Source organism: Plastoroseomonas arctica, from assembly GCF_018128965.1.
Taxonomy (GTDB): domain Bacteria; phylum Pseudomonadota; class Alphaproteobacteria; order Acetobacterales; family Acetobacteraceae; genus Plastoroseomonas; species Plastoroseomonas arctica.
Genome location: NZ_JAAEDH010000017.1, coordinates 60,366 through 84,881, shown reverse-complemented (window position 1 = coordinate 84,881; position 24,516 = coordinate 60,366). Strand labels below are relative to the sequence as shown.

Genomic DNA, 24,516 nt, shown 5'->3' with positions numbered 1-24,516 from the left:
CCACGGAGGTTAAGTAGCGAAGAAGCGAGACGCCTGCCAGGGGTCAGCGCCCCTGCTTCAGCGCGCCGCCTTACCGCATCGCGGCAATGTCGATGATCTCGGACTGCGGCAGGCCGGTCACCGCACCCAGCGCGGTCGGGGCGCCGGTCTCGAGCGCGACGCTGTGCAGCGTGTTGCCCGCGAGCAGGTAGCCCATGTTGGCGCCCGCGCCATCGGAGAGGATGTCGAAGGCGACGCCGGCGGGAAGATCGGGCAGCGTGCCGCGGGGCGCCTGGATGCCGTCATTCGGCGGCGCCTGCAGGTTGTAGCTGCGCAGCAGCGTGTCGAAGGTGTAGAGCGCCGTTGCGGTCGCGCCCGCCATGGAGTTGGTGTAGGCGCCGGCGACGATGCGCGGCGTGGTGCCGGCCTGCGGCGCGCCGTCGGCATACTTCAGCGTACCGTCGGTGGTCACTGCGCCGGTGTCCACATTGATGCGGAAGTTCATCCCCGAGGCACCCATCAGGCGCATGCGGTCGGCGACCGGGTTGAAGTCGACCACGGCGCGGCCACCCGAGGTGAAGGGCGTGGACAGGCGGCTCACCTGCGTCGCACGACCGGTCGCGGCGTCGATGGTGACGATCTGGTTCGCATCCGTCAGGCCGTAGAGCATGCCGTTGGAGGGACGCACGTCGATGCCGAGCAGGCGGCCTTCGGCGCCCGTCACGCGCACCGGCGCGGAGGCGCGGCGGGTGGTGGCGTCGATGCGCACGAGATGGTTGTCGGCGGTGAGGCCGACCAGCGTCTGCGCTTCGGCGGCGACGCCGGCGGAGGCGAGGATGGCAGCGGCCAGCAGCGGCGCGCGAACGTAAGCCTGCATGAGATGGTCTCCCGATTGGCGCGAGCCCGGACGGGGTCGCTGCGGGAGTTACGGGTCGGAGTGCGGTGTGGATGCAGGAATGGTGGTGAAAAGCATGGCGGAAATGAATTTCCCCCAGACCCCCTTTCCACTATTTTTCATGAATTGGTCCGTCCGCGCCGTCAACACCGCCTTGGCAAGGCTGGTGCGACCTTCGAACGGAAACCAAGGAATCAAAAGAAAAAGAAAGGGGGTTTGGGGGAAATTCATTTCCCCCTATTCTCATGCCGCCATCGACGCCGGCGCCCGCCCGCGCACCATGTCCGCGGCCTTCTCCGCAATCGCGAGTGTCGTCGCGTAGGTGTTCGCCGAGACCATGGCCGGCATGATCGACGCATCGGCGACCCGCAGCCCCGCGAGGCCGTGCACGCACAGCGTATCGTCGACCACCGCCATGGGATCACTCGCCGGTCCCATCTTCGCGGTGCCGATCAGGTGGTAGGTGGTGGAGCCGTTGCGCCGGGCGTAGTCGCGCAGTTCGTCCTCACCCTGCACCGCGTCGCCGGGCAGCGATTCACCGTCGAGATAGGCGCCGATCTCGGGGCGGTGCAGCAGCCCGCGGATCAGCTTCATGCCCCCCAGCAGCACCGGCCAGTCGAGCGGATCGCTCAGGTAGTTCGGATTGATCGAGGGGTCGACGAACACATCCGCAGAGCGTGCCTTCACGTGTCCATGGCTCTGCGGGCGATGCTGCCAGGCGCCGGCGGTCACGCCCGGGTAATCGTCGAGCACATAGACCTTGCCCTCGGCATAGCTGCCCGGCGTGAAGACGCATTGTACGTCGGGCGGCGCCTTGGGGTCGTTCGCGCCGTTCCAGAACACGTGCACGTGCGACGGGCTCGTCGCGAGGATGGAGGGCTTGCGCAGTGCCCAACGCGCGATCTGCGCGCCGAGGTTCAGTCCCCTGGAGAGTTCGTTGAGCGATTTCACGCCGGGCTTCGCGCGCATCACGAAGCGCACCGCGTAATGGTCGCGGAAATTCGCGCCCACGCCGGGGAGTTCATGCAGCACCGGAACGCCGATCTCCCCGAGCAGCTCGGCCGGCCCGATGCCGGAGACCTGCAGCAGCCGCGCGGTGTTCACGGTACCGGCCGAGAGGATCACCTCGCGCCGCGCGCGCACCACGCGCGGCGCGGCGCCGCGATCCACGTCATGGCGATAGCGGATGCCCACGGCGCGCTTGCCCTCAAGCAGCACCGCCTCGGCGCGCGCATGGGTGCGGACTTCGAGGTTGCGCCGGTCCATCACGGGCTTGAGAAAGGCGCGCGCCGCACTCACCCGGCGGCCCTTCTCGATCAGGCGCTGGTAGTAGCCCACGCCCGCCTGGTCGCCGCTGTTGTAGTCCGGGTTGCGCGGAATGCCCGCGGCGATGGCGCTGGCGATGAAGGCTTCCGATAGCGGGTGGAACCAGTCCATGTCGGTGACCGGCAGCTTGCCCTCGCGGCCGCGGATCCCGGCCTCGCCGAAGCCGATGCGGCGTTCGGTGCGGAGGAAATAGGGCAGCATGTCGGCATAGCCCCAGCCGCGATTGCCGCGCTGCGCCCAGCCGTTGAGGTCATCGGGCTGGCCGCGATTGTAGATCAGCCCGTTGATCGAGCTGGACCCGCCGAGTGTGCGACCCTGCGTCGTCGCGATCGCGCGGCCGCCGGTGTTCTGGGTGGGCTCGGTCTTGAACTGCCAGGTCACGCCGGGGTCGAACAGCGTCTTGATGAAGCCGGCGGGAATGTGGATGAAGGGGTTGCGGTCGGGTGGGCCGGATTCAAGGACGCAGACCGTGACGCTGGCATCCTCGCTGAGCCGGTTCGCCAGCACGCAACCGGCGGCGCCTGCACCCACGATCACGTAATCGAACTGTTCGACGTCCGATGCCATGGCGTCTTCCCCTCGTCTTTAAGCCATGGTGGCGCGAAGGCGCGCCTGTGCAAAGCCCAGCCGCCTGGACAATCCACGGCACCGGTGAAATATCACGCAGGGCAGGGGATGATGCATGGCGGATCTGGATGCGCTGTATGACGTGGTGGTGGTGGGGGGCGGCAATGCCGCGTTGAGCGCCGCGATCACCGCCCGGCGCGCCGGCGCCTCCGTCCTGCTGATCGAGCACGCGCCCAGATCCATGCGCGGCGGCAATTCCCGCCACACCCGCAACCTGCGCGCGCTGCACCCCGCACCGACCGACGTGCTGACCGAGAGCTACCTGGAAGAAGAATACTGGGACGATTTGCTGCGCGTCACCGGCGGCCGCACCGATGAACCCCTCGCCCGCATGACGATCCGCGCCTCGCAATTCGCGCCGGGATTCCTGCGCGATTGCGGCGTCGTGTTCCAGCCCTCGTTGTCGGGCACATTGTCGCTGAGCCGCACCAACGCCTTCTTCCTCGGCGGCGGCAAGGCGCTGGTGAACGCGATGTACCGCACCGCGGAAAAGCTCGGCATCGCGATCATCTACGATTCCGAGGTGCGGCACATCGCGGTGGAGGACGGCTTCGCCACCGAGGCGCAGATCACCCATCGCGGCTTTCCGGCGCGGGTGCGCGGCAAGTGCTTCATCGCCTCGTCTGGCGGCTTCCAGGCGAACCGCGAATGGCTGCGCGAGTATTGGGGCGACGCGGCCGACAACTTCCAGATCCGCGGCACGCCCTATGCGCAGGGCACCATCCTCAAGGATTTGCTCGCGCAGGGCATCCAGCAGGTGGGCGACCCGACGCAGTTCCACGCGGTGGCGAACGATGCGCGCGCACCGATGGAGGATGGTGGCCTCGCCATGCGCCTCGATTGCGTGCCCTTCGCCATCGCCGTGAACCGCGACGTCGAGCGCTTCTACGATGAGGGCGAGGATGTCTGGCCGAAGCGCTACGCCATCTGGGGAAGGCTGATCGCGCAGCAGCCGGGTCAGAGCGCCTTCGCCATCACGGACAGCCAGGCGCTGCACAACTACCTGCCCAGCGTCTTCCCGCCGGAGCAGGCGGACACCATCAGCGAACTCGCGGGCAAGCTGGGTCTCGACGCCGGCAAGCTGGAGAAGGTCGTGGCCGAGTACAACGCAGCCGTCCGCCCCGGCACCTTCACGCCGCAGAAACCCGACGACTGCCGCACAGAAGGGCTGATGCCGCCCAAGAGCCATTGGGCGCGGCGCATCGATACTCCGCCCTTCTACGGCCACCCACTGCGGCCGGGGATTACCTTCACCTTCCTCGGCGTGAAGGTGAATGATCGCGCGCGGGTGATGATGGCGGACGGCAAGCCCTCGGCCAATCTCTTCGCCTCGGGCGAGATCATGGCTGGCAATATTCTGGGCCAGGGCTATCTGGCCGGGTTCGGGATGACGATCGGCACCGTCTTCGGGCGGCTCGCCGGCGAGGAGGCCGCGCGCCATGCAAGAAACTGAGACCACCACCGATGCCCGCCGGCAGATGGAGATCTGCAATTCCTGCCGCTACTGCGAGGGCTATTGCGCGGTGTTCCCGGCCATGGCGATGCGTCGCGACTTCACCGCCGGCGACCTCACGCACCTGGCCAATCTCTGCCATGGCTGCAAGGGCTGCTACCATGCGTGCCAGTATGCGCCGCCGCACCAGTTCGGCGTGAACATCCCGGCGACCTTCGCAACGCTGCGGCTGGAATCCTACGCAGAATACGCGTGGCCGCCGGCGATGGGGCGCGTCTTCGCGCGCAACGGCACGCTGCTGTCGCTGGCTGCGGCACTCGCCATCGCGCTGGTGCTGATCGGGGTGATGGCGTTCGGCGACCCCGCCATCCTCTACACCGCCCAGACGGGGCAGGGCGCCTTCTTCCGCGTGATCCCCATGTGGCTGATGACGGGAATAGCGGGTGCCGCCTTCCTTTATGCGGGCTTTGCCACCGCCATGGGTGCGCTGCGCTACTGGCGCGCCACCGCTGGTGGCCCAATCACCGTGGCACCCGCGATCGATGCAGGTGTGAGCATCCTGACGCTGCGCAATCTCGGCGGCGGCGGCCACGGCTGCAACGACGTCGATGACGGCTTCACCGGCCAGAAGCGCTGGCTGCACCACGCGATGTTCTACGGCTTCATGCTGTGCTTCGCTGCGACGACCAGTGGCGCGATCTTCCACCACATCCTGGGCCTGCGCTCGCCGCATGCCTTCTTCTCCCTGCCGGTGCAGCTGGGTTTCTGGGGGGGGCTGCTGCTCTGCATCGGCACCGCCGGACTGATCCGCCTGAAAATCGTGACCGACCCTGTCCCCGTCGCGCAGCAGGCGGTGGGCGGCGAATACGCGATGCTGAGCCTGCTGTTCCTGGTGGGGTCCACCGGGCTGCTGCTGCTTGCCATCCGGCACACGGGTGCCATGGGCGTGATGCTCGCGATCCATCTCGGCCTGGTGCTCGCGCTGTTCCTGGCACTGCCCTATTCGAAGATGGTGCACGGCGTGTATCGCGGCCTCGCTCTACTGCGCAACGCGCGCGAGGTCCGCGCGGTGAAAGCCGCTTCGGCGTGAACGCCTTGCCGCTGCCCGAAGGCATCCGCGCTCGTTACCTCGATGGCATCAATGGCCTGCGCGTGCATGTGCTGGAGGCGGGGCAACCGGGCAACCCCGCGCTGCTGATGCTGCACGGCTTTCCGGAGCTCGCCTATTCCTGGCGCAAGGTGATGCCAGCGCTGGCGGCGGCCGGCTACCACGTCATCGCCCCCGACCAGCGCGGCTATGGCCGCACCACCGGCTGGAGCGACGATTACGACGGCGACCTTTCGCCGTTCCGCGTCTTCAACCTGGTGCGCGACGCGATCGGCGTGCTCGACGCCTGCGGTGTGGCGAAGGTCGAGGCGGTGGTGGGCCATGATTTCGGCTCACCGGTCGCCGCCTGGTGCACCATGCTGCGCCCCGACATCTTCACTCGTATGGCGCTGATGAGCTCTCCGTTTGCCGGCGCGCCAGCGCTGCCGAAACCCGGCGCCGTGCCCGACATCCACGCTGCACTCGCGGCCCTGCCGCGCCCGCGCAAGCACTACCAGTGGTACTACTCCGAGCGGCACGCGACCGCCGACATGATGAACGCGCCCGATGGCCTGCACGCCTTCCTGCGCGCCTACTACCATCACAAATCCGCGGATTGGCCCGGCAACACGCCGCACCCGCTGCCGGGATGGAATGCCGAGGCGCTGGCGCAGATGCCGACCTACTACATCATGGATGCGGCCCACTCGATGCCAGACGCCGTGGCCGAGGCGATGCCGCCCGGCGAATCCCCCTGGCTCACCGATGCGGAACTCGCCGTCTATGCCGCCGAATACGCGCGCACCGGCTTCCAGGGCGGGCTGCAATGGTACCGCACCCGCACCACCGGCCGATTCCAGGCCGAGCAGGAAATCTTCGCCGGCAAGACCATCGACGTGCCCGCCATCTTCTTCTCCGGCGCGTCCGACTGGGGCGTGCAGCAGGTGCCCGGCGCACTGGCGAAGATGCGCGCGGCCTGCCCGCACATGGGCGAGATCCAGCTCATCCCCGGCGCCGGCCACTGGGTGCAGCAGGAACAGCCCGAAGCGACCGTCGCCATGCTGCTCACCTTGCTCGCGGCGGGCTGAACCGCATGCCCATCACCATGCTGATCACCGGCCCGACGCTGTCGCCCGAGGCCCGCGCCGAAGCCGAGGCGCGCGGCGTGCGCCTGGTCGCCATTCCCGCCTACACGCCCTCGGCCGAGGCCGCCGCCATCGCCGCGGCCGAGCAGGTGGATGCGATCATCGTCCGCCAATGCCAGATCGACGAGCAGGTCATCACCGCCTCGCCACGCCTTCGCGTCATCGTGCGGCACGGCGTTGGGTACGAGAACATCGACCTCGTGGCGTCGAGGAAGCACGGCGTTCCCGTCTATATCGCGCGCGGTGCCAATAGCCAGTCGGTCGCGGAACTCGCCTTCGGGCTGATGTTCGCGGTGGCGCGCGCCATCCCCTGGCTCGATGGCCGCGTGCGTGCCGGCCATTGGGACAAGCCTTATCCGAACGGCGTGGAGCTGCAGGGCCGCACGCTCGGCATCGTCGGCCTGGGCGACATCGCGCGCGCGCTGATCGCGATGGTCGCACCGCTGCGCATGCCGGTGCTGATCCTCGACCCCAAGAAGGCACCCGATGCGCAGATGCCGCCCGGCGCGACCCGCGTGCCGCACCTTGCGGCGCTGCTCGCCGCCAGCGACATCGTCAGCCTGCACTGCCCGCTGACGCCGGCGACCGCGCACATGATGAATGCGGATGCGTTTGCGCAGATGCGGCCGGGATCCTTCCTCATCAACACCGCCCGCGGCGGCCTGGTCGATGAGCGGGCGCTGGCCGCGGCGCTGCGCGACGGGCCGCTCGGCGGCGCGGGTCTCGACACCTTCGAGCAGGAACCGCCGCCGCCCGACAGCCCACTTTGGGGGCTGAAGAACCTGGTCGCGACTCCGCATTCCGGCGCAAGCACGCGTGCGGCGATCGACCGCGTCGGGCTGATCGTGCTGCGCACCGCGCTGGATGTCATCGAAGGGCGCGAGTCCGATCCGCGCGCGCTGATCAGCCTGCGCTGAGGCGCGAGGCCAAGGCCGAAAGCCGCCGCGCCGCGACGCGTTCGGCCGCGCGCTCGATCGCGCGGTAATCCGCCACCAGCTTGCGCCCGGCCGCGGTCAGCACCGCGCCGCCGCCGCCCGCGCCGCCAGGGCTGGCGGTCACCCCCGGCTCGCCCAGCACCTCGCCGATGGACTCCACCAGCGCCCAGGCACGGCGATAGCTCATCGCCTGCGCGCGCGCCGCCGCCGAGATCGATCCCTCGCGAGCGATCGCCTCCAACAGCGCGATCTTGCCCGGACCGATGCGACCCTGCGGCAGGTCGATGCGCAGGCTCAGCCGTCCCACGCTCATCGGCCGAGCTCCGTGCGATCAAAGGTCACCGATTTCACCAGGGCCCAGATCTCCATCCCAGGCGCGAGGCCCAACCGCGCCACGCTGTCGCGCGTGACGCGCGCGAGAAGCACCGAAGGCCCCACCGCGAGGCGGAGGAACACCTCATGCGGCGCCCCCGTCTCGCTGATGGACGCAAGCGTGGCGGGCAGGATGTTCTGCATGGAAACCCCCTCCGGCCGCGACAGCGCCACGGCGACGTCGCGCGCCCTCAGGCGCAGCCGCAGCGCCGTGCCCACCGCATCCCCGCGCATCGGCACCAGCAGCGCGCCGCCGGCGAAATCCAGCCGCGTCAGGCCGCGCGCCCCGTCATGCGCCGCCACTTGGCAGGGCAGCAGCACCCCCGCATCGCGCCGCGCGGCGAGCGGCAGGTCGGTGCGCGCGGCGATGGCCTCCACCGTATCGGCCGCGCGCACGCGCCCGTCCTCCATCAGCACCATGCGGTCGGCAAGCGCATCCACCTCATCCAGCGCATGCGTCACGTACAGGATGGGGATCCGGGCCGCGTCGCGCAGCCGCGCGATGAAGGGCAGCACCTCCGCGCGGCGCGCGGCGTCGAGGGCGGCGAGCGGCTCATCCATCAGCAGCATGCGCGGACGCGATAGCAGCGCCCGCCCGAGTGCCACGCGCTGGCGCTCCCCGCCTGAGAGTTTCGCCGGTCGCCGGGCGAGCAGGGCCTCGATGCCCAGCAGCGCCACCACCTCCTCAAAACCCGGCCCCATCGCGCCCGCCGGCGCGCGGCGCAGCCCGAAGCGGAGGTTGGTCGCCACACTCATATGCGGGAACAGCCGTGCATCCTGGAACACCACCCCGCACCGCCTCGCCTCCGGCGCCAGCGCCACGCCGCGCTGCGTGTCGAGCATCGCCGCACCGCCCAGCACCACCCGCCCACGATCCGGCCGCAGCAGTCCCGCGATCGCCGCGAGCACGCTGCTTTTTCCCGAACCCGAGGGGCCGAACAGCGCCGTCACGCCATCCGCCGGCGCGGTGAACGCGACGTCGAGCGCGAAACCCTCCGCCCCATAGCGATGCGCGAGATCGACCTCAAGCATCAGGCGCCGGCGAGCCCCCGGCGCATCCGCCGCGCGATGAATTCCGCAAGCAGCAGCCCGCCCATCGCGAGGCAGAAGGACAGCGCCGCCAGCCGCGCCGCCGTGCCCTCGCCGCCCGGCGTCTGCGTCGCGCTGTAGATGGCCAGCGGCAGGGTCTGCGTCTCGCCGGGAATGTTGGACGCGAAGGTGATGACCGCGCCGAACTCGCCCAGCCCCGCCGCGAAGGCGGTCACCGCGCCGGCCAGGATGCCCGGCGACATCAGCGGCAGCGTGACGCAGAAGAACCGGTCGAACGGTCCCGCGCCCAGCGTACTGGCCGCGGCCTCGAGCCCCGCATCCACGCCCTCGATCCCCAGGCGCACGCTGCGCACGATCAGCGGGAAGGACATCACCGCGGTTGCCAGCGCCGCGCCCTCGGTGGTGAAGACCAGGCGCACGCCGAACCAGTCATGCAGCGGCGCCCCGATAGGGCCGCGCACGCCGAACAGCATCAGCAGCGCCCAGCCCACCACCACCGGCGGGACCACCAGCGGCAGCAGCACCACCGCATCGAGCACCACCCGCCCCGGGAACCGCCCGCGCGCGAGCGCGAGTGCGACCAGCACCGCGGGCACCAGCGACAGCGCGACCGAGCGCGTCGCGACATCGAGGCTGAGGCGCAGCGCCTGGTATTCCTCCGCGCTCAGCCAGCCGCCCATCATCGCGCGAGGGAGAATCCGTGGCGCTGCCAGACCGCGGCACTCTCCGGCCCCGCGATGAAGCCGAGCAGCGCGCGCGCCTCGGCATTGGCCGCACCGCCGCGCGTCAACGCGAAGGGGTAGGTGATCGGCGTGTGGCTCTCGGCGGGGAAGGCGCCGACCACCTGCACCGCCGTGCTCGCGGCCGCATCGGTGCCGTAGACGATGCCGAGCGGCGCCTCGCCGCGTTCGACCAGCAGCAGCGCGGCGCGCACATTTTCGGCGCGTGCGAGGCGCGGCATCACCGCATCCCATTGGCCGAGCCATTCCAGCGCCGCCTGCGCATAGCGTCCGGCCGGCACATGCGCGGGGTCACCCGTCGCGAGCCGCCCGCGCGCGCCCAGCATCGCCGCGAAATCCACACCGCGCGCGATCGTGACCGGCGCCTGGCCGCCGCGCGGGGCGATCACCACCAGCGCATTCCCGATCGGGCTGACGCGCGAGGCCGTCTCGATCAGACCGCGCTCGGCGACGTAGTCCATCCACGGCTCGTCGGCGCTGAGGAACAGATCCGCCGGCGCGCCCTGCTCGATCTGACGCGCGAGCGCGGAAGACGCCGCGAAGGAGAGCCGCGGCGCCGGATGCCCGCGCGCCTGCCATGCTTCCGACAGCGCGCGCAGCGCGTCGGTCAGGCTGGCGGCAGCGAAAACGGTGGGGCTTGCCTGCGCCCAGGCGGGCGTGGCCAGCAACAGCAACAGTAGCAGCAAGGGCAACCAACGGCGCATCGGACGGGCTCTCCATGCGTTATGTCCCGCCAGACATAGCGCCCGTCCCCGCCCACGTCCATCAGCGGGCGTTCTGCAGCTCCACCCCGGCGGCCCGCGCCGCTTCGCCCCACTTCGTCAGCTCCGCCTGCACGAAGCTGCGCAGCGCATCCGGCTCCGAGGTCACGATGTCCGCACCCAGCGTGCGATGCCGGTCCACCACCACCGCATTCGCCATCGCCGCCACGCAATCCGCGTGCAGCTTGGCCAGCACCGGCGCGGGCAGCCCCGCCGGCGCGATCACCATGCCCCAAGTCGACGCCTCGAACCCCGGCAGCAACGCCTCGCCCAGCGTCGGCACTTCAGGCAGCTGCGCCGATCGCCGCCCCCCCGTGGTCGCGATCGCCTTCAGCGCGCCGGACCGGATGTGGCCGAGTGCGGCCGGTACCGTGTCAAACATGATGTTCACCCGGCCGGCGATGAGGTCCGGATGCGCCTGGCTGGAACCGCGATAAGGCACGTATTCCAGCCGCGTGTTCGTCCGCTGCGCGAACAGCACCGGGGCCAGCCGCACCACGCCCCCCGTGCCCGCGAAGGTCACACCCGGGTGGGCCCGCGCATATTCCACCAGCTCCTCCGGCGTGTTCGGCGCGAAGGATGGCGGCGCGCAAAGGACCAGCGGGGTCGAGCTGGTCTGCGTGATGAAGGTGAAGTCGCGGATGGAGTCAAAGGGCAGGCGATAGAAGGCCGCATTCACCGGATGCGCCACCGACACTAGGCCCAGCGTGTGGCCGTCGGGCGCCGCCTTCGCAATGGCATCCGTGCCGATCACGCCATCCGCACCCGCGCGATTCTCCACCGGCACAGGCTGGCCCCAGAGCGCGGCAAGCGGCTCGGACATCAGGCGCGCGGTGATGTCGGAGACACCGCCCGGCGTGTAGGGGACGATCATGCGCACCGGGCGCTGCGGGAAGGCAGGCTGCGCACGCGCGACCGACGGCAGCAGGAATGGCGCGGACAGCGCCACGCGACGAGAAATCTTCATGCTTCCCTCCCAGGAAGAAAGAGCGGGGAAAAGAATTTCCCCCGCAAACGTATACGTTTGCGCCCATTCTTTTATTTTTCATCGATGGGTACCGGCCGGGAGGGCGGTACGCCCGATCAAGGGCAGGATGCGGGCGGGAAGCGCTCAGGGTCAATGAAGGCGGCCAGGCAGGCGCCGAACAGGCGGTCGAAGAGGGCACCCGAAGCCGCATCATGGCCGCGCGGCGAAGCCGGGCGGTCGATCAGCCTGCCGGCGATGCCCATGCGCGCGACCGCGGCGCGGAACATTGAGGCCCGCGCGGCCGGGTTCGGGTCCCAGGCATCGTCCGCGAACAGCACCAGCGCCATCCGCGCGGAGGCCGGCAACGCTGCCGCCGCCAACGCCGAGCCGAAATCCTCCAGCGCCTGCGCCCGCCTTGTCTCGGACCGTCCATGCGCGGCCGGCGCCGTCAGCACCACGCCATCCGCCACGCCCGGCACCGCGAGCGCAAGCAGCGCGATGAACGCGCCCCGGCTGTCGCCCACCAGCAGCACCCGCCGATAGCCCTGCGCGCGCAACGCCGTGCTGCCCGCCGCAAGCCGCTGCGCGCCCCCATCCAAGGGGTCGCCCGGGCCGGTGCGATCCAGGCGCCACAGATCCCACCCCGCCGCGACAAGGCGCGTCGTCCACGGCGGTGCCTCCGGCGGGTGATCGCCGCCATAGCTCGGATGCAACCAGACCAGGGCGCCCACCGCCGCCGCAGCCCCACGCTGCGGCACGGAGGGATCCGGCGTCACCGCCGCCGCCGCGCCCGCGAACAACATCGCGAGCAGGGCGGCGAGCCACCTCATTCCGGCAGGCAGGCCGCGCGCAGCAGCGCGAAGGCGCGCGCGCGATGGCTGATCGCGTGCTTCGCCTCGGGTGCCATCTCGCCAAAGGTTTCGGCGCTGCCTTCGGGGATGAACATCGGGTCATAGCCGAAGCCTCGCGCGCCGCGCGGCGGCCAGACCCAGCTGCCATGCACCTCGCCCAGAAAATCCTCGGTGTGGCCATCGGGCCAGGCGAGCACCAGCGCGCAACTGAACCACGCGCCCCGATCCGCGCTGCCCGCCGCCCGCTCGGCGACCAGCGCCATCGCGGCCGCATAGTCGCGCGTGCTATCCGGGCGCATCGCCCAATCGGCGGTGTAGACGCCCGGCGCGCCATCCAGCGCAGCGGCGGAGAACCCACTGTCGTCGGCGAGCGCCGGCAGGCCCGTCGCGCGCGCGGCGGCCAGCGCCTTGATCCGCGCATTGCCGAGGAAACTCGTCTCGGTCTCGGCCGGTTCGGGCAGGCCGCGCGCGCCCGCGCTTTCCGCCACCAGCCCGTGCGGCGCGAGCAGGGCCGCGACCTCGCGCAGCTTCCCCGCATTGTGCGTGGCGAGGATGATCACCTCGCCGCGCGCCAGCCGCCGGCTCATCCGCCGATCGCCACGCGCTGGGCGGCGAACAGCTCCGCCGTGCCCTTCTGCGCAAGGCGCATCAGCGCGGTCAGCGCATCCTCCGTGAAGGGCGCGCCCTCGGCGGTCGCCTGCACCTCCACGATGCCGCCCGTGCCGGTGAGGACGAAGTTGGTGTCCGCATCCGCCTTGCTGTCCTCGGCATAGTCGAGGTCGAGCACCGGCGTGCCCTCGAAGATGCCGCACGAAATCGCGGCCACCTGGTCGCGCAGCGGGTTGACGCTCATGATGTTTTGCTTGCGGCAATGCTCGAAGGCGAGATGCAGCGCGACCCAGGCGCCGGTGATGGACGCGCAGCGGGTGCCACCATCGGCCGTCAGCACGTCGCAGTCGAGCGTCACGCTCATCTCGCCCATCGCCTTGAGGTCGGTCACGGCGCGCAGGCTGCGCCCGATCAGCCGCTGGATCTCCTGGGTGCGACCGGATTGCTTGCCGCGCGCTGCCTCGCGGTCGCCGCGGGTGTGCGTCGCGCGCGGCAGCATGCCGTACTCCGCGGTGACCCAGCCCTGACCCTGGCCGCGCAGGAAGGGTGGGACGCGGGATTCGACGCTCGCGGTGCACAGCACCTCGGTCACGCCCATGCGGATCAGGCAGGAGCCCTCGGCATGGCGCGCCGCGCCGGGTTCGAGCGAGACGGAACGCAGCGCATCGGTGGCGCGGCCGGAAGGGCGCATGGGTGTGATCCTTTGGAAACTTGGCAGGGCAGGGGCCGTGTGGCTCACTGCGGGCAATCAAGCAAGCCGAGGAACTTCCCCATGCTCCGCCGCCGTGCCCTGCTGGCCAGCCCAGTCCTTGTCGCCCCCGCGCTGCTCGCCGCCCCCGCCATCGCCCAGGCGCCGTTCCCGTCGCGCGCCATCACCATCACGGTGCCATTCGCCGCCGGTGGGCCCACCGACATCATCAATCGCCTGGTCGCCGAGGGCATGGCGCAGAACCTCGGCCAGCCCGTGGTTGTCGAGAACGTGACGGGTGCGGGCGGCACCATCGCGGCGCAGCGCGTCGCCTCGGCCCGTCCCGACGGGCACGCGCTGCTGGCGCACCACATCGGCCACGCCAGCACCGCGACGCTGTATCGCCGCCTGACCTACTCCGTGACCGACAGCTTCGCCCCGCTTGGCCTGGTCTCCGACGCCGCGATGACGCTGGTGACCAAGCCCGACTTCCCTGCCGCGGACCTCGCCGGCCTGATGGCCGCGATCCGCGCGCAGGGCGATACGCTCAATCTCGCCCATTCCGGCCTGGGGGCCGCGAACCACCTGTGCGGGATGCTGCTGCAGCACGCCGCCGGCACGGCGATGACGCCGGTGGTGTTCCGCGGCTCCGCGCCCGCCATCACCGAGGTCATGGCCGGGCGCATCGACGTGTTCTGCGACCAGGCGACCAACACCTTCGCCTTCCTGCGCGACAACCGCATCAAGGGCTACGCCGTCACCACCGAGGCGCGCGTCCCCGGTTTGGAACTGCCCACCACGCGGGAGGCCGGCTTCCCCACCATCGACATGAGCACCTGGCACGGGCTCTACGCGCCGGCTGGCACGCCGGGGGAGGTGCAGGAGCGACTCGCGGTCGCGATCCGCGCGGCGCTGAAGGAGCCGCGTCTGCTGACGCGCTTTGCCGAGATGGTCACGACGCCGGCCAGCGACACGCAGGCGACGCCGGCCTTCCACACGCGCTTCCTGGCGGCCGAGGTGGCGCGCTGGCGCCCAATCATCACCGCGGCGAACAGTTACGCGGACTAAGGGCGTCCGCGTATATTGTGCCCTCAGGCGCCGGGCGCCGGCTCTGCCGGCTTGGCTCGCCGCACTCGCGGCGTTCGGCCATTCGGCCTCGCGGTGCGCGAAGGGCGCACCCCGGTAGCGGGCGCTGGCTTCGCCGGTTGGCTCGCAGGACTGCGGCGGAATCGCGCTTTGCGCGGAGGGCGCGCCCCGATAGCGGGCGCCGACTCCGTTGGGTTGGCTCGCCGGGCTGCGGTGGTCTCTCGGTGCGCGCGCGACGGCGGCATGATTGCATTGACGTTGCGGGCCGTGGTTCCTAGCTTGTTCGCATGATCGATCCGCGCCTTGCCCGCGTGATCGGGGCCGATCATCTGGTCCGCCCCGGTCTGGATACCCGCAGCGCCTCCATCCTGCGCGAACTTGTCGAGACCTATGTCGAGACCGGGGAACCCGTGGGTTCGCGCACCCTGTCGCGCCGGCTGCCGCTCAACCTCTCGCCCGCCACCATCCGCAACGCCATGGCGGATCTGGAGGATGCCGGGCTGCTCTATGCGCCGCACACCTCCGCCGGGCGGCTGCCGACCGAGCGGGGCCTGCGGCTGTTCGTCGATGGTCTGCTCGAATTCGGCGACCTCTCGGAGGCCGAGCGCGAGGCAATCTCGGTGCGCTGCGCCGCCTCCGGACGGTCCCTGCATGAAACGCTGGGCGAGGCGGGGCAGATGCTCTCGGGCCTCGCCGGGGCCGCCGGGATGGTCGTCGCGCCGAATGCCGAAAACGCGGTGCGGCACATCGAATTCGTGGCTCTCGGCCCGGGGCGCGCCCTGGTGGTGCTGGTGCAGGAGGGCGGCCAGGTCGAGAATCGGGTGATCGAAGTTCCGCCCGGCCTGCCGCTCTCGGCGCTGACGCAGGCGAGCAACTACCTCAACGCGCGCCTGACCGGCCGCACGCTGGAGGAAGCGCGCGGAATGGTGGCGCAGGAAATCGCCGACAACCGCACTGCGCTCGACGACCTCACCCAGCAGGTGATCGAGGCTGGGCTGGGGACCTGGACGGGGGGCGGCGGCGGCAGCCTGATCCTGCGGGGACAGTCGCGCCTGCTGGAGAACCTCGACCAGGCCGCGCATGTGAGCGAGATCCGCCGCCTGTTCGAGCGGCTCGAATCGCAGGAGACGATGCTGCGGCTGCTGGAACTCGCCCAACGTGGCCAGGGCGTGCAGATCTTCATCGGCGCGGAGAGCGGGCTTTTCGACAGCACGGGGCTGTCGATGGTCGTCGCACCCTTCCGCAACGGCCAGGAAAAGATCGTTGGCGCAATTGGCGTCATCGGCCCGACCCGGATCAACTATGGCCGGGTCATCCCGGTGGTGGACTACACCGCACGTGTCATTGGGCGCTTGCTGGGTTAGGACGAAAATCCTTCCGGTTCGGCCGGTCAGCGGCTATCCTGCGGCGGTCGACGGCACCGCTCTGCGGTGGGTGTGCGATGCGGGTAAGAAAGTAAGGAACACTGATTTTCGCACAGGAAAACACGAAAATTCAATGATATGTGGAAAAACGCGTGAGTAAGATTTCCTTACTTCCTTACCGCAATCCTGAAGTGACGACGCCCCCACGCGGCCATGGCTGTCCCGGGCGCTACTTCGCCGCCACCGCCGGGACCACCTCCGGCGGCAGCAGGCTATCCACCAGCGCCTCCCGCAGCTGCGCCAGCTTCCGGTCATTCTCGATCTTCAGGCCGAACACGTCCTTCACGTAGAAGACGTCCACCGCGCGCACGCCATAGGTGGTAATGTGTGCGGAGGCGATCTGCATGCCCTGGCCGCTGATCGCCGCCGTCACATCGTGCAGCAGCCCCGGCCGGTCGCGCCCATTCACCTCGATCACCGTGTGCGTGTTGCTCGCGTGGTTGTCGATCACGACGCGGGGGGGGACCGTCACCGCGCGCAGCCGCGCCGGTTCGCGCCGCACCTTGCGGATCTCGTCGGAGAGCTTCAGCCGGCCCGACAGCGACTGCTCGATCAGCACCGACAGCCGCGCCAGGCGATGCGGCTGGTCGAAGGCCGCACCCGATGCATCCTGGACCCAGAAGGTGTCGAGCGCGGTGCCGTCCGTCATGGTGTGGATGCGCGCATCGACGATGGAGGCGCCGGCGACGGCCAGCGCACCGGCAATCTTGCTGAACAGCCCCGGATGGTCGGTGCAGAACACCGTCACCTCGGTGACGGAGCGCGCTTCCAGCACGCGCGTGCGCACGGTGAGCGGGGTGTGGCCACTGGCCGCCTCGGCCACCATCGTCGCGTGGCGCGCATGGGTCTGCGGGTCGAAGCTGAGCCAGTAGCCGGGGTAGCCCAGGCCGAGATAGCGCTCCACCTCCGCCTTCGGCCGGCCCTTTAGAAGGGACGCCACCGCATCCTTCGCCCGCGCCACGCGCACGTCGCGCTCCGGCACCGAAAGCCCGCCGGCGAGCACTTCCGCCACGCGCCAGTACAGCTCGCGCAGCAAAGTCGCTTTCCACCCATTCCACACCTTCGGCCCGACGGCGCGCATGTCGGCGACCGTGAGGACCAGCAGCAGCCGCAGCCGCTCGGGCGACTGCACCACCTCCGCGATGTCGAGGATGGTCTTGGGGTCCTCGATGTCGCGCTTGAACGCGGTCTGGCTGATCAGCAGATGGTGCAGCACCAGCCAGGAGACGGTCTCCGTCTCCTCCGGCGTCAGGCCGAGCTTGGGGCAGACTTCCTGCGCGACCACCGCGCCCAGTTCGGAATGGTCGCCGCCGCGGCCCTTGGCGATGTCGTGCAGCAGGGTCGCCACATACAGCGCACGGCGCGATTGCAGCTGCGCCAGAAGCTCACTCGCAACCGGCGCGATTTCCGACAGCTCGTTGCGATCGAGCTGCCCCAGCACGCCGATCGCCTCGACCGTATGCTCGTCGACGGTGAACACATGATAGGTGTCGAACTGCATCAGCCCCACGATGCGCGCCCAGTCCGGCAGATAGCGCGAGAGGAACCCCGCCTCATTCAGCTGCCGCAGCCACACGGCGGCATCGCGGCCGCACAGCAGGTCGAGGAAGATCGCCCCCGCCTCCGGGTCGCCGCGCAGCCGCACCGCGTGGCGCGACTGCCGGATCAGCGCGCGGAAGGCGAGCGGATGGATGTCGAGCCCGCGGTCGCGCGCGAGCTTCACCAGGCGCAGCATCAGCACCGGCTTCTCGCGGAAGTCGAACCCCGGTGCCGCGATCAGCTTGCCGTCCGCGAGCGCGAAGCCGGCCTCGGCGAGCGCCTTGTCGGGTGCGGGCAGTACCGCGGGCAGGCCAAGCGCGGCGCGCTCGATGGCGGGTTCGAGCATCCGGGTGAAGCGGGCCACATCGCGCGCGGTGATGAAGAGGTGCTTCATGAACCGCTCGACGCCATCCTGCTTGCCGTGGCGCGTGTAGCCCATGCGCGCGCCGACAACGGGTTGGAAGTCGAAGGTCAGCCGCTCCTCCGCGCGCCCTGCGACCAGGTGCAGGTGGAAGCGCACGGTCCAGAGGAAGTCCCACGCACGGCGGATCGCGCTCGCCTCCTCCTCGGTGATCAGCCCGCCCCCCGGCGCGTTCGCACCCACCAGCTCGGGCATGCGCTGCACGCCGAAGGCGTAGCGCGCGAGCCAATACAGCGTCTGGAGGTCGCGCAACCCGCCGCGGCCTTCCTTCAGGTGCGGCTCGACCAGGAAGGGGCTGTCGCCGTAGCGCGCGTGGCGGCTCGCGCGTTCGGCGCGCTTTGCCGCGAGGAAATGACCGAAGCCCCACTCGCCACGCGCCTTGGTGAAGCGCTGGGTGAAGCGCGCGAAGATGCCCGCATCGCCGGCGAGGCGCCGGGCGTCGAGCATGGCGGTCAGCACCGTGGCGTCGCCCTTGGCGTCGTCGAGGCAATTGGCGACGCTGCGGGTGGCGTGCCCGACCTTGAGGCCAAGATCCCACAGCAGATAGAGCATGAACTCGACGGCGCGCTCGCCACGCGGGGTCATCTCGTCATCGGTCAGGAAGAGCAGGTCGATGTCGGAGAAGGGCGCGAGCACGCCACGCCCATAGCCGCCGGTCGCGACCAGGCAGAACGGCGCGTCCTGTTCCTTCGCGTGCGGCACCATGGCTTCGGCGTAGCTGTAGATCGACCGGATCAGCGTATCGGTGAGTGCGGCCATCCACCGTGCCGAGGCGAGGCCGCCCAGCGCCTTGGCTTCGAAGCGCTGCTGCACCTGGGCATGGATACGCCCCAGGTGCCGCCGGAGCAGCCCGAGTGCGACGTCACGCCCGACGGGCACATCCCCGGGCAGCAGGGAGGCGATGAGGTCGGCAAGGACATCGGGGTGATCATCGCCCGGCGCCGCGTTGTTTGCGGTGTCGGGCGGCGACACCCGCGGGGATGCGGTGCGGCTGGCGGTCATTCACGCGACACTATCGTGTCATCCACAGCGGGGCCAAGGGCTGCGGTGCTCTCGGCAAGCGATTTCAAGCGATAGAGTGCTTCCTGGGCCTCCCGCGGGGACATCGTATCGGGATCGAGCGCCCTGAGCGCAACAAGGGCCGGTGGCTCCGCACCCTGGGGTTGCGGCCCCCCCTGGGACTGCGGCGAAGCGAGACGGGCGAACAGCGGCAGTTCATCGGATAGCGGATCGAGCCCGCGCGCCCGCTGTTCCAGCGCGCGCAGCACCGCCTCGGCGCGCAGCACCACGCCGCGCGGCACGCCGGCGAGGCGAGCGACGTGCAGGCCCCAGCTTTTCTCGGCGGCACCCGGCCCCACGGAGTGCAGGAACACCACGCTGCCGCGCCATTCGCGAACCTGCATGGTCGCCAGTGTCAGTTCCGGCAGCTTGCCGGCGAGCGCGGTCAGCTCGTGGAAGTGCGTCGCGAAGATCGCGCGGCAGCGGATGCGGTCATGCAGCGCCTCGAGTACGCTCCAGGCGATGGCCAGGCCATCCCAGGTGGCGGTGCCACGTCCGACCTCGTCGAGCACGACGAGCGAGCGATCCGTCGCCTGGTTGAGGATGGCCGCCGTCTCGGCCATCTCGACCATGAAGGTGGAACGGCCGCCGGCAAGGTCGTCCGAGGCGCCGACGCGGGAGAAGATCCGGTCCACGATGCCGAGCGTGGCCGAGGCGGCGGGCACGAAGAACCCGGCCTGCGCGAGCACCACCAGCAGCGCGTTCTGCCGCAGATAGGTGGATTTGCCTGCCATGTTCGGGCCGGTGAGCAGGCAAAGGCGGCGCCCTGCGGACAGATCGCCGTCATTGGGCACGAAGGCCGGCCCGCGCGCGCGGGCGAGGGCGGCCTCCACCACCGGATGGCGCGCGGCGGTCACTGCGAATTCCGTGCGCTGCGTCAGCTCCGGCCGGCACCATCCGCCCGCAACGGCGATCTCGGCGGCGGCAGCGTGCACGTCGCATTCGGCCATGGCGTCCGCCGCGGCGGCGATCAGCGCCCCGGCATCGAGGCAGAGACGGCGCAGGTGCTGGGCGATGGCGCGCTCGCGCTGCTTCGCGCGCTCCCCCGCTTCGGACAGCTTGCGGTCGAGATCGGCGAGTGCGGTGCAGGTGAAGCGCATCGCACTCGCCATGGTCTGGCGATGGATGGGCGCGTGTTCGCCACTGGGGGCGTTACGCAGCAGCGCCTCGCCGGCGACCAGCGGCGCCTCGGCCAGGTAGCCGAACTGCTGGTGGTGTTTGATCTTCAGGCTTGCGATGCCCCAGGCGCGCGCGAGGTCCATCTGCATCGCCGCGATCGCCCCGCGGGCATCGTCGCGCAGGCGCCGCAGCGCGTCGAATTCGCCGTCATAGCCCGGTGCGATGAGGCCGCCATCTTCCAGCCGCGCCGGCAGGGTCTCGGCCAGCGCGCGCGCGAGTTCGGGCTGCGGGCCGGGCTCGGCGAGCGACGTGGCGGCGGCGCGCAGCAGGGGCGGCAGCGGGGGCATGCCGACGGCGTTCACCAGCGCCTCGGCCATGCGTCCGGCGCGGTCGAATCCGTCGCGGATGGCGGCGAGGTCGCGCGGCGCGAAGCGATCCAGCGAGAGCCGTCCCAGCGCGCGCGCCATGTCCGGCGCACCTTTCAGCGCTGTTCGCAAGGCTACGCGCAGCTCGCCCGCCTGGTGGAGGAAGGCCACGCAATCCTGCCGCGTGATGATGGGCGCGGCCTCGGCCAGTGGTGCTGCGAGCCGCGTCGCCAGCTCCCGCGCGCCGGCGGCGGTCACGGTGCGGTCGACCGCGCCGAGCAGACTGTCGCGCGCGCTGCGCTCGCCGCGCAGGATCTCCAGGCTGCGGCGCGTCGCGGCATCCATCTGGAGCAAGCCCCGCCCGCCCTGCGGCGCCGGCGGCGACAGGCGCGGCAGCACCCCCGCCTGGGTCGCGCGGACATAGTCGAGCGCGAGGGCGGCGGCCGCGATCTCGGGTGCGGCGAAGGTGCCGAAGCCGTCGAGGTTCGCGACCTCGAATGCATCCGCGACCCGCGCCACCGGGTCGGCGGCCGGCACCGCGACGGCGACCAGCGCGCGGAACGGCGCCAGCGCCGCATCATCGGTCAGCGCCTCGGGGACGATGATCTCGGCCGGCTCGATGCGCGCCAGCAGCGCGGCGAGTCCGGCGCGGGGCAGCGCCTCGGTGAGGAAGGCGCCGGTCGACACGTCGAGCCAGGCGGCCCCGATGCGCGCACCGTCATCGGCGAGGGCGAGCAGCCAGGCCGGCCGTCCGGCCTCGAGCAGCGATTCTTCCGTGACGGTGCCGGGGGTGACGATCCGCACCACCTCGCGGCGGATGGTTGGCGCGCGGCGGGCCTTGGCCTCCTCGGGCGTCTCCATCTGTTCGCAGATGGCGACGCGGAAGCCGCGCCGGATCAGCCGCGCCAGGTAGCTTTCATGCGCATGGGCGGGCACGCCGCACATGGGGATCGGGGCTCCGCGATGCTCGCCGCGATAGGTGAGCGCGATGTCGATGGCGGCGGAGGCGGCCTCGGCATCGCCGAAGAACATCTCGAAGAAGTCGCCCATGCGGAAGAACAGCAGCGCGTCCGGATGCACGGCCTTGATCGCGAACCACTGCGCCATGGCGGGGGTCGCGCCCTCGGCGCGCGGGACGTGGGCGCCCTCGGCGCGCGGGGATTGCGGCTCCATCATCCACGGATACAGCCTCATGCCGCAGTTGCGAAGCGAGGGAGTGGCGCACGCTCGCCGCGCAGCCCATCATCGGCGTTCATACGATCTGCCGCCGGGGAGCGCGCCAAAATCATGGACGACACCAAGATCCTGCCCACCCCTGACAGCCGCACCGCGCGCGTCACCGGCGAGGAAGCCCTGGCGATGCACGCCGAGGGTCGCCCCGGCAAGCTGGAGATACGCCTGACCAAGCCACTGGTCACCGCGCGCGACCTCAGCCTCGCCTACTCGCCAGGTGTGGCCGAGCCCTGCCTGCACATCGCCCGCGATCCCGCGCTCGCCTATGACTACACGTCCAAGGGCAATTTCGTGGCCGTCATCTCGAACGGCACGGCGGTACTCGGCCTCGGCAATCTTGGCGCGCTGGCATCGAAGCCGGTGATGGAGGGCAAGGTCGCGCTGTTCAAGCGCTTCGCCGATGTCGACGGCATCGATCTGTGCCTGGACACCGAGGATGTGGACGCCTTCGTGAACTGCGTGCGTTACCTCGGGCCCTCCTTCGGGGGGATCAACCTGGAGGACATCAAGGCGCCGGAATGCTTCATCATCGAGCAGCGGCTGCGCGAGCTGCTCGACATTCCGGTCTTCCATGACGACCAGCACGGCACCGCCATCGTCGCCGCCGCGGGCCTCATCAACGCTGCCCACCTCACAGGGCGGGATCTGAAGAAGACGCGCCTGGTCATCAATGGCGCCGGTGCCGCCGCGGTCGCCTGTGCCGAACTGCTCAAGGCGATGGGCATGCGGCCCGAGAACGTCATCATGTGCGACACCAAGGGCGTGGTCTATCGCGGCCGCACCGAGGGCATGAACCAGTGGAAATCCGCCCATGCGGTGGACACCAACGCCCGCACGCTGACCCAGGCGCTGGAAGGGGCGGATTGCTTTTTTGGTCTGTCCGCGAAAGGCGCGGTGACGCAGGACATGGTGCGCGCGATGGCCCCCGCGCCCATCATCTTCGCGATGGCCAATCCGGACCCGGAGATCACGCCCGACGAGGCCAAGGCCGCGCGCCCCGATTGCATCATCGCGACGGGCCGCTCGGACTATCCCAACCAGGTCAACAACGTCCTGGGCTTCCCCTTCATCTTCCGCGGTGCGCTGGACGTGCGGGCATCGACCATCAACGAGGCGATGAAGATCGCCGCGGCCAATGCGCTGGCGCTTCTCGCGCGCGAGGACGTGCCCGAGGAGGTGGCCGGTGCGGGTGCCGGGCGCGCGCTGCGCTTCGGGCCGGAATACATCATCCCCAATGCCTTCGACCCGCGCCTGATCGCGCGCGTCTCGCCCGCCGTCGCCAAGGCCGCGATGGAGTCCGGCGTCGCGCGCAAGCCCATCCCCGACCTCGCGCGCTATGCCCGCGACCTTGCCGGGCGGCTGGACGCCACGGCGAGCGCGCTGGAAGCCATCGCCGAAGCCGTGCGCGCCAATCCCAAGCGCGTGGTCTTCGCCGAGGGCGAGGAGGAAAAGACCATCCGCGCCGCCATCGCCTTCCGCCACGCGGGCTACGGCACGCCCGTGCTGATCGGGCGCGAGGACCGCGTCCATGCGGTGGCCGCCACGCTCGGCATCCCGCTGCCGGACGGCATCGAGATCCATAATGCGCGGCTGTCCACCTCCAACATCCGCTACGCCGAGGCGCTCTATGCCAAGCGCCAGCGCGACGGGTTCCTGATGCGTGACTGCCAGCGCCTGGTGAACCAGGACCGCAACGTCTTCGCCGCCTGCATGGTCGCCGCCGGCGACGCGGATGCGATGGTCACGGGCTCCACCCGCAGCTACTCGGCCGCGCTGGAGGGCATCACCATGGCGATCGACCCCTTGCCGCGCAGCGTGCTGTTCGGCCTGTCGCTGATCGTCACGCGCCGCTCGGGCACGGTGCTGGTGGCGGACACCGCCATTCATGAACGCCCCGATGCGGCTACGCTCGCGGAGATCGCGCGGCAATCGGCCGTCGCCGCGCGCCGGCTGGGCCTGCACCCGCGGGTCGCGTTCCTCTCCTTCTCGACCTTTGGAGACCCGAAGGGCGTGATCCCGGGCAGCGTGCGCGACGCCGTGAAGCTGCTCGACAAGACCGGCGTGGATTTCGAGCATGATGGCGAGATGGCCGCCGACGTGGCGCTGAACCCGACGCTGCGCGAGACGCTGTATCCCTTCTGCCGCCTGACCGGCCCGGCCAATGTGCTGATCATGCCGGGACTTTACGCGGCGCATATCCTCACCCGCGCCATCCCGCAGCTGACGAGTGCGACAGTGATCGGCCCGCTTCTGCTGGGTCTCTCGCGCCCGGCGCAGATCGTGCCGATGCAGGCCGGCGTGAACCAGGTGCTCGATGTCGCGTGCCTTGCCGCGCACGCCGCCATTGCGCGGTGATCCACACCATCGGCTATGAGAACACCACGCCCGCCGGGCTGATCGGCGCGCTGCGGGGGGCGGGGGTGCAGACGCTCGTCGATGTCCGCGCGCTGGCCAATAGCCGCAAGCCGGGCTTCGCCAAGCGCGCGCTCTCGGAGGCGCTGGCCGGGGCGGGGATCACCTATGTGCACGAGAAGCTGCTCGGTACCCCCGCCGAGGGTCGCGCCGCGGTGCGTGCCGGCCGCCCGGCGGTGATGCGGGAGATCTTCGCGGTCCATCTGCGCGGCGCCGAACAGCAGGATGCGCTGGCGCGGCTCGGTGCGCGGGCGCGGGCCGAGCGGGTGTGCCTGCTGTGCCTCGAAGCCGACCCTGCGCATTGCCACCGCACCCTGGTGGCCGAAGCAGTCGGACTGCCGATCCGTCACCTGTAGCGGTTCGGGATCGGTGC

The 24,516-nt window shown here is 70.3% G+C and carries 20 protein-coding genes; 8 read left to right on the top strand and 12 right to left on the bottom strand.

What is annotated here, in order from left to right:
* Positions 1 to 70 precede the first annotated feature (70 nt).
* Together GXW79_RS14925 and GXW79_RS14920 are read right to left on the bottom strand one after the other, a co-directional pair.
* Positions 71 to 856: a DUF4394 domain-containing protein gene (locus GXW79_RS14925; RefSeq protein WP_211875205.1), complete on the bottom strand. Its 786-nt coding sequence runs from the start codon at positions 854 to 856 to the stop codon at positions 71 to 73.
* 261 nt (positions 857 to 1,117) lie between these two features.
* The gene (locus GXW79_RS14920) at positions 1,118 to 2,767 is read right to left on the bottom strand and encodes a GMC family oxidoreductase (RefSeq protein WP_211875204.1); all 1,650 of its coding nucleotides are present in this window, start codon (positions 2,765 to 2,767) and stop codon (positions 1,118 to 1,120) included.
* A 115-nt stretch (positions 2,768 to 2,882) separates the two neighbouring features.
* Between GXW79_RS14920 and tcuA the strand changes: the two genes are divergently transcribed.
* The 4 genes from tcuA to GXW79_RS14900 are packed head-to-tail and all read left to right on the top strand — an operon-like array spanning position 2,883 to position 7,429.
* The gene (gene tcuA, locus GXW79_RS14915; RefSeq protein WP_281414740.1) at positions 2,883 to 4,280 is read left to right on the top strand and encodes an FAD-dependent tricarballylate dehydrogenase TcuA; all 1,398 of its coding nucleotides are present in this window, start codon (positions 2,883 to 2,885) and stop codon (positions 4,278 to 4,280) included.
* Positions 4,267 to 5,370 carry a tricarballylate utilization 4Fe-4S protein TcuB gene (gene tcuB, locus GXW79_RS14910; protein WP_211875203.1) on the top strand — a complete coding sequence of 368 codons (1,104 nt, stop codon included), beginning with the start codon at positions 4,267 to 4,269 and terminating at the stop codon, positions 5,368 to 5,370. The genes tcuA and tcuB overlap by 14 nt, the downstream gene beginning before the upstream one ends.
* The gene (locus GXW79_RS14905) at positions 5,367 to 6,455 is read left to right on the top strand and encodes an alpha/beta hydrolase (RefSeq protein WP_211875202.1); all 1,089 of its coding nucleotides are present in this window, start codon (positions 5,367 to 5,369) and stop codon (positions 6,453 to 6,455) included. Before tcuB ends, GXW79_RS14905 begins: the two co-directional genes overlap by 4 nt.
* Before the next feature lie 5 nt (positions 6,456 to 6,460).
* Positions 6,461 to 7,429 carry a hydroxyacid dehydrogenase gene (locus GXW79_RS14900; RefSeq protein ID WP_211875201.1) on the top strand — a complete coding sequence of 323 codons (969 nt, stop codon included), beginning with the start codon at positions 6,461 to 6,463 and terminating at the stop codon, positions 7,427 to 7,429.
* Here GXW79_RS14900 and GXW79_RS14895 read toward each other — a convergent pair.
* From GXW79_RS14895 to rph, 8 genes are all read right to left on the bottom strand, one after another.
* The gene (locus GXW79_RS14895; protein WP_211875200.1) at positions 7,416 to 7,760 is read right to left on the bottom strand and encodes a winged helix-turn-helix domain-containing protein; all 345 of its coding nucleotides are present in this window, start codon (positions 7,758 to 7,760) and stop codon (positions 7,416 to 7,418) included. The genes GXW79_RS14900 and GXW79_RS14895 overlap by 14 nt on opposite strands.
* Positions 7,757 to 8,851, bottom strand: coding sequence for a molybdenum ABC transporter ATP-binding protein (gene modC, locus GXW79_RS14890; RefSeq protein WP_211875199.1), 1,095 nt, complete (start codon positions 8,849 to 8,851; stop codon positions 7,757 to 7,759). The genes GXW79_RS14895 and modC overlap by 4 nt, the downstream gene beginning before the upstream one ends.
* Positions 8,851 to 9,552, bottom strand: a complete 702-nt coding sequence (gene modB, locus GXW79_RS14885) for a molybdate ABC transporter permease subunit (protein WP_211875198.1) — start codon at positions 9,550 to 9,552, stop codon at positions 8,851 to 8,853. Before modB ends, modC begins: the two co-directional genes overlap by 1 nt.
* On the bottom strand, positions 9,549 to 10,313 hold the full coding sequence (gene modA, locus GXW79_RS14880) for a molybdate ABC transporter substrate-binding protein (RefSeq protein ID WP_211875197.1): 765 nt from the start codon (positions 10,311 to 10,313) through the stop codon (positions 9,549 to 9,551). The genes modB and modA overlap by 4 nt, the downstream gene beginning before the upstream one ends.
* Before the next feature lie 61 nt (positions 10,314 to 10,374).
* Positions 10,375 to 11,337, bottom strand: a complete 963-nt coding sequence (locus GXW79_RS14875; RefSeq protein WP_211875196.1) for a tripartite tricarboxylate transporter substrate-binding protein — start codon at positions 11,335 to 11,337, stop codon at positions 10,375 to 10,377.
* 116 nt (positions 11,338 to 11,453) lie between these two features.
* On the bottom strand, positions 11,454 to 12,167 hold the full coding sequence (locus GXW79_RS14870; protein WP_211875195.1) for an alpha/beta fold hydrolase: 714 nt from the start codon (positions 12,165 to 12,167) through the stop codon (positions 11,454 to 11,456).
* Entirely contained in the window at positions 12,164 to 12,775 is a 612-nt protein-coding gene (locus tag GXW79_RS14865) for a non-canonical purine NTP pyrophosphatase (RefSeq protein WP_211875194.1), read from the bottom strand. The genes GXW79_RS14870 and GXW79_RS14865 overlap by 4 nt, the downstream gene beginning before the upstream one ends.
* Positions 12,772 to 13,488 (bottom strand): ribonuclease PH, encoded by a 717-nt coding sequence (gene rph, locus GXW79_RS14860; protein WP_211875193.1) that lies wholly within the window; start codon positions 13,486 to 13,488, stop codon positions 12,772 to 12,774. Before rph ends, GXW79_RS14865 begins: the two co-directional genes overlap by 4 nt.
* A gap of 81 nt (positions 13,489 to 13,569) precedes the next feature.
* On the opposite strand from rph, the gene GXW79_RS14855 reads away from it, so the two are divergent.
* Together GXW79_RS14855 and hrcA are read left to right on the top strand one after the other, a co-directional pair.
* The gene (locus GXW79_RS14855; RefSeq protein WP_211875192.1) at positions 13,570 to 14,553 is read left to right on the top strand and encodes a tripartite tricarboxylate transporter substrate-binding protein; all 984 of its coding nucleotides are present in this window, start codon (positions 13,570 to 13,572) and stop codon (positions 14,551 to 14,553) included.
* 305 nt (positions 14,554 to 14,858) lie between these two features.
* Positions 14,859 to 15,935 (top strand): heat-inducible transcriptional repressor HrcA, encoded by a 1,077-nt coding sequence (hrcA, locus tag GXW79_RS14850; protein WP_211875191.1) that lies wholly within the window; start codon positions 14,859 to 14,861, stop codon positions 15,933 to 15,935.
* A 229-nt stretch (positions 15,936 to 16,164) separates the two neighbouring features.
* On the opposite strand, the gene GXW79_RS14845 is transcribed toward hrcA, so the two are convergent.
* The gene (locus GXW79_RS14845) at positions 16,165 to 18,957 is read right to left on the bottom strand and encodes a [protein-PII] uridylyltransferase (protein ID WP_211875190.1); all 2,793 of its coding nucleotides are present in this window, start codon (positions 18,955 to 18,957) and stop codon (positions 16,165 to 16,167) included.
* The gene (mutS, locus tag GXW79_RS14840; RefSeq protein WP_211875228.1) at positions 18,954 to 21,671 is read right to left on the bottom strand and encodes a DNA mismatch repair protein MutS; all 2,718 of its coding nucleotides are present in this window, start codon (positions 21,669 to 21,671) and stop codon (positions 18,954 to 18,956) included. Before mutS ends, GXW79_RS14845 begins: the two co-directional genes overlap by 4 nt.
* Positions 21,672 to 21,785: 114 nt before the next feature.
* Between mutS and GXW79_RS14835 the strand changes: the two genes are divergently transcribed.
* Both GXW79_RS14835 and GXW79_RS14830 read left to right on the top strand, forming a co-directional pair.
* Positions 21,786 to 24,086, top strand: coding sequence for an NADP-dependent malic enzyme (locus GXW79_RS14835; RefSeq protein ID WP_211875189.1), 2,301 nt, complete (start codon positions 21,786 to 21,788; stop codon positions 24,084 to 24,086).
* A complete protein-coding gene (locus GXW79_RS14830; protein ID WP_211875188.1) occupies positions 24,083 to 24,499 on the top strand; it encodes a DUF488 domain-containing protein in 417 nt (138 codons plus the stop codon). Before GXW79_RS14835 ends, GXW79_RS14830 begins: the two co-directional genes overlap by 4 nt.
* Positions 24,500 to 24,516 lie beyond the last annotated feature (17 nt).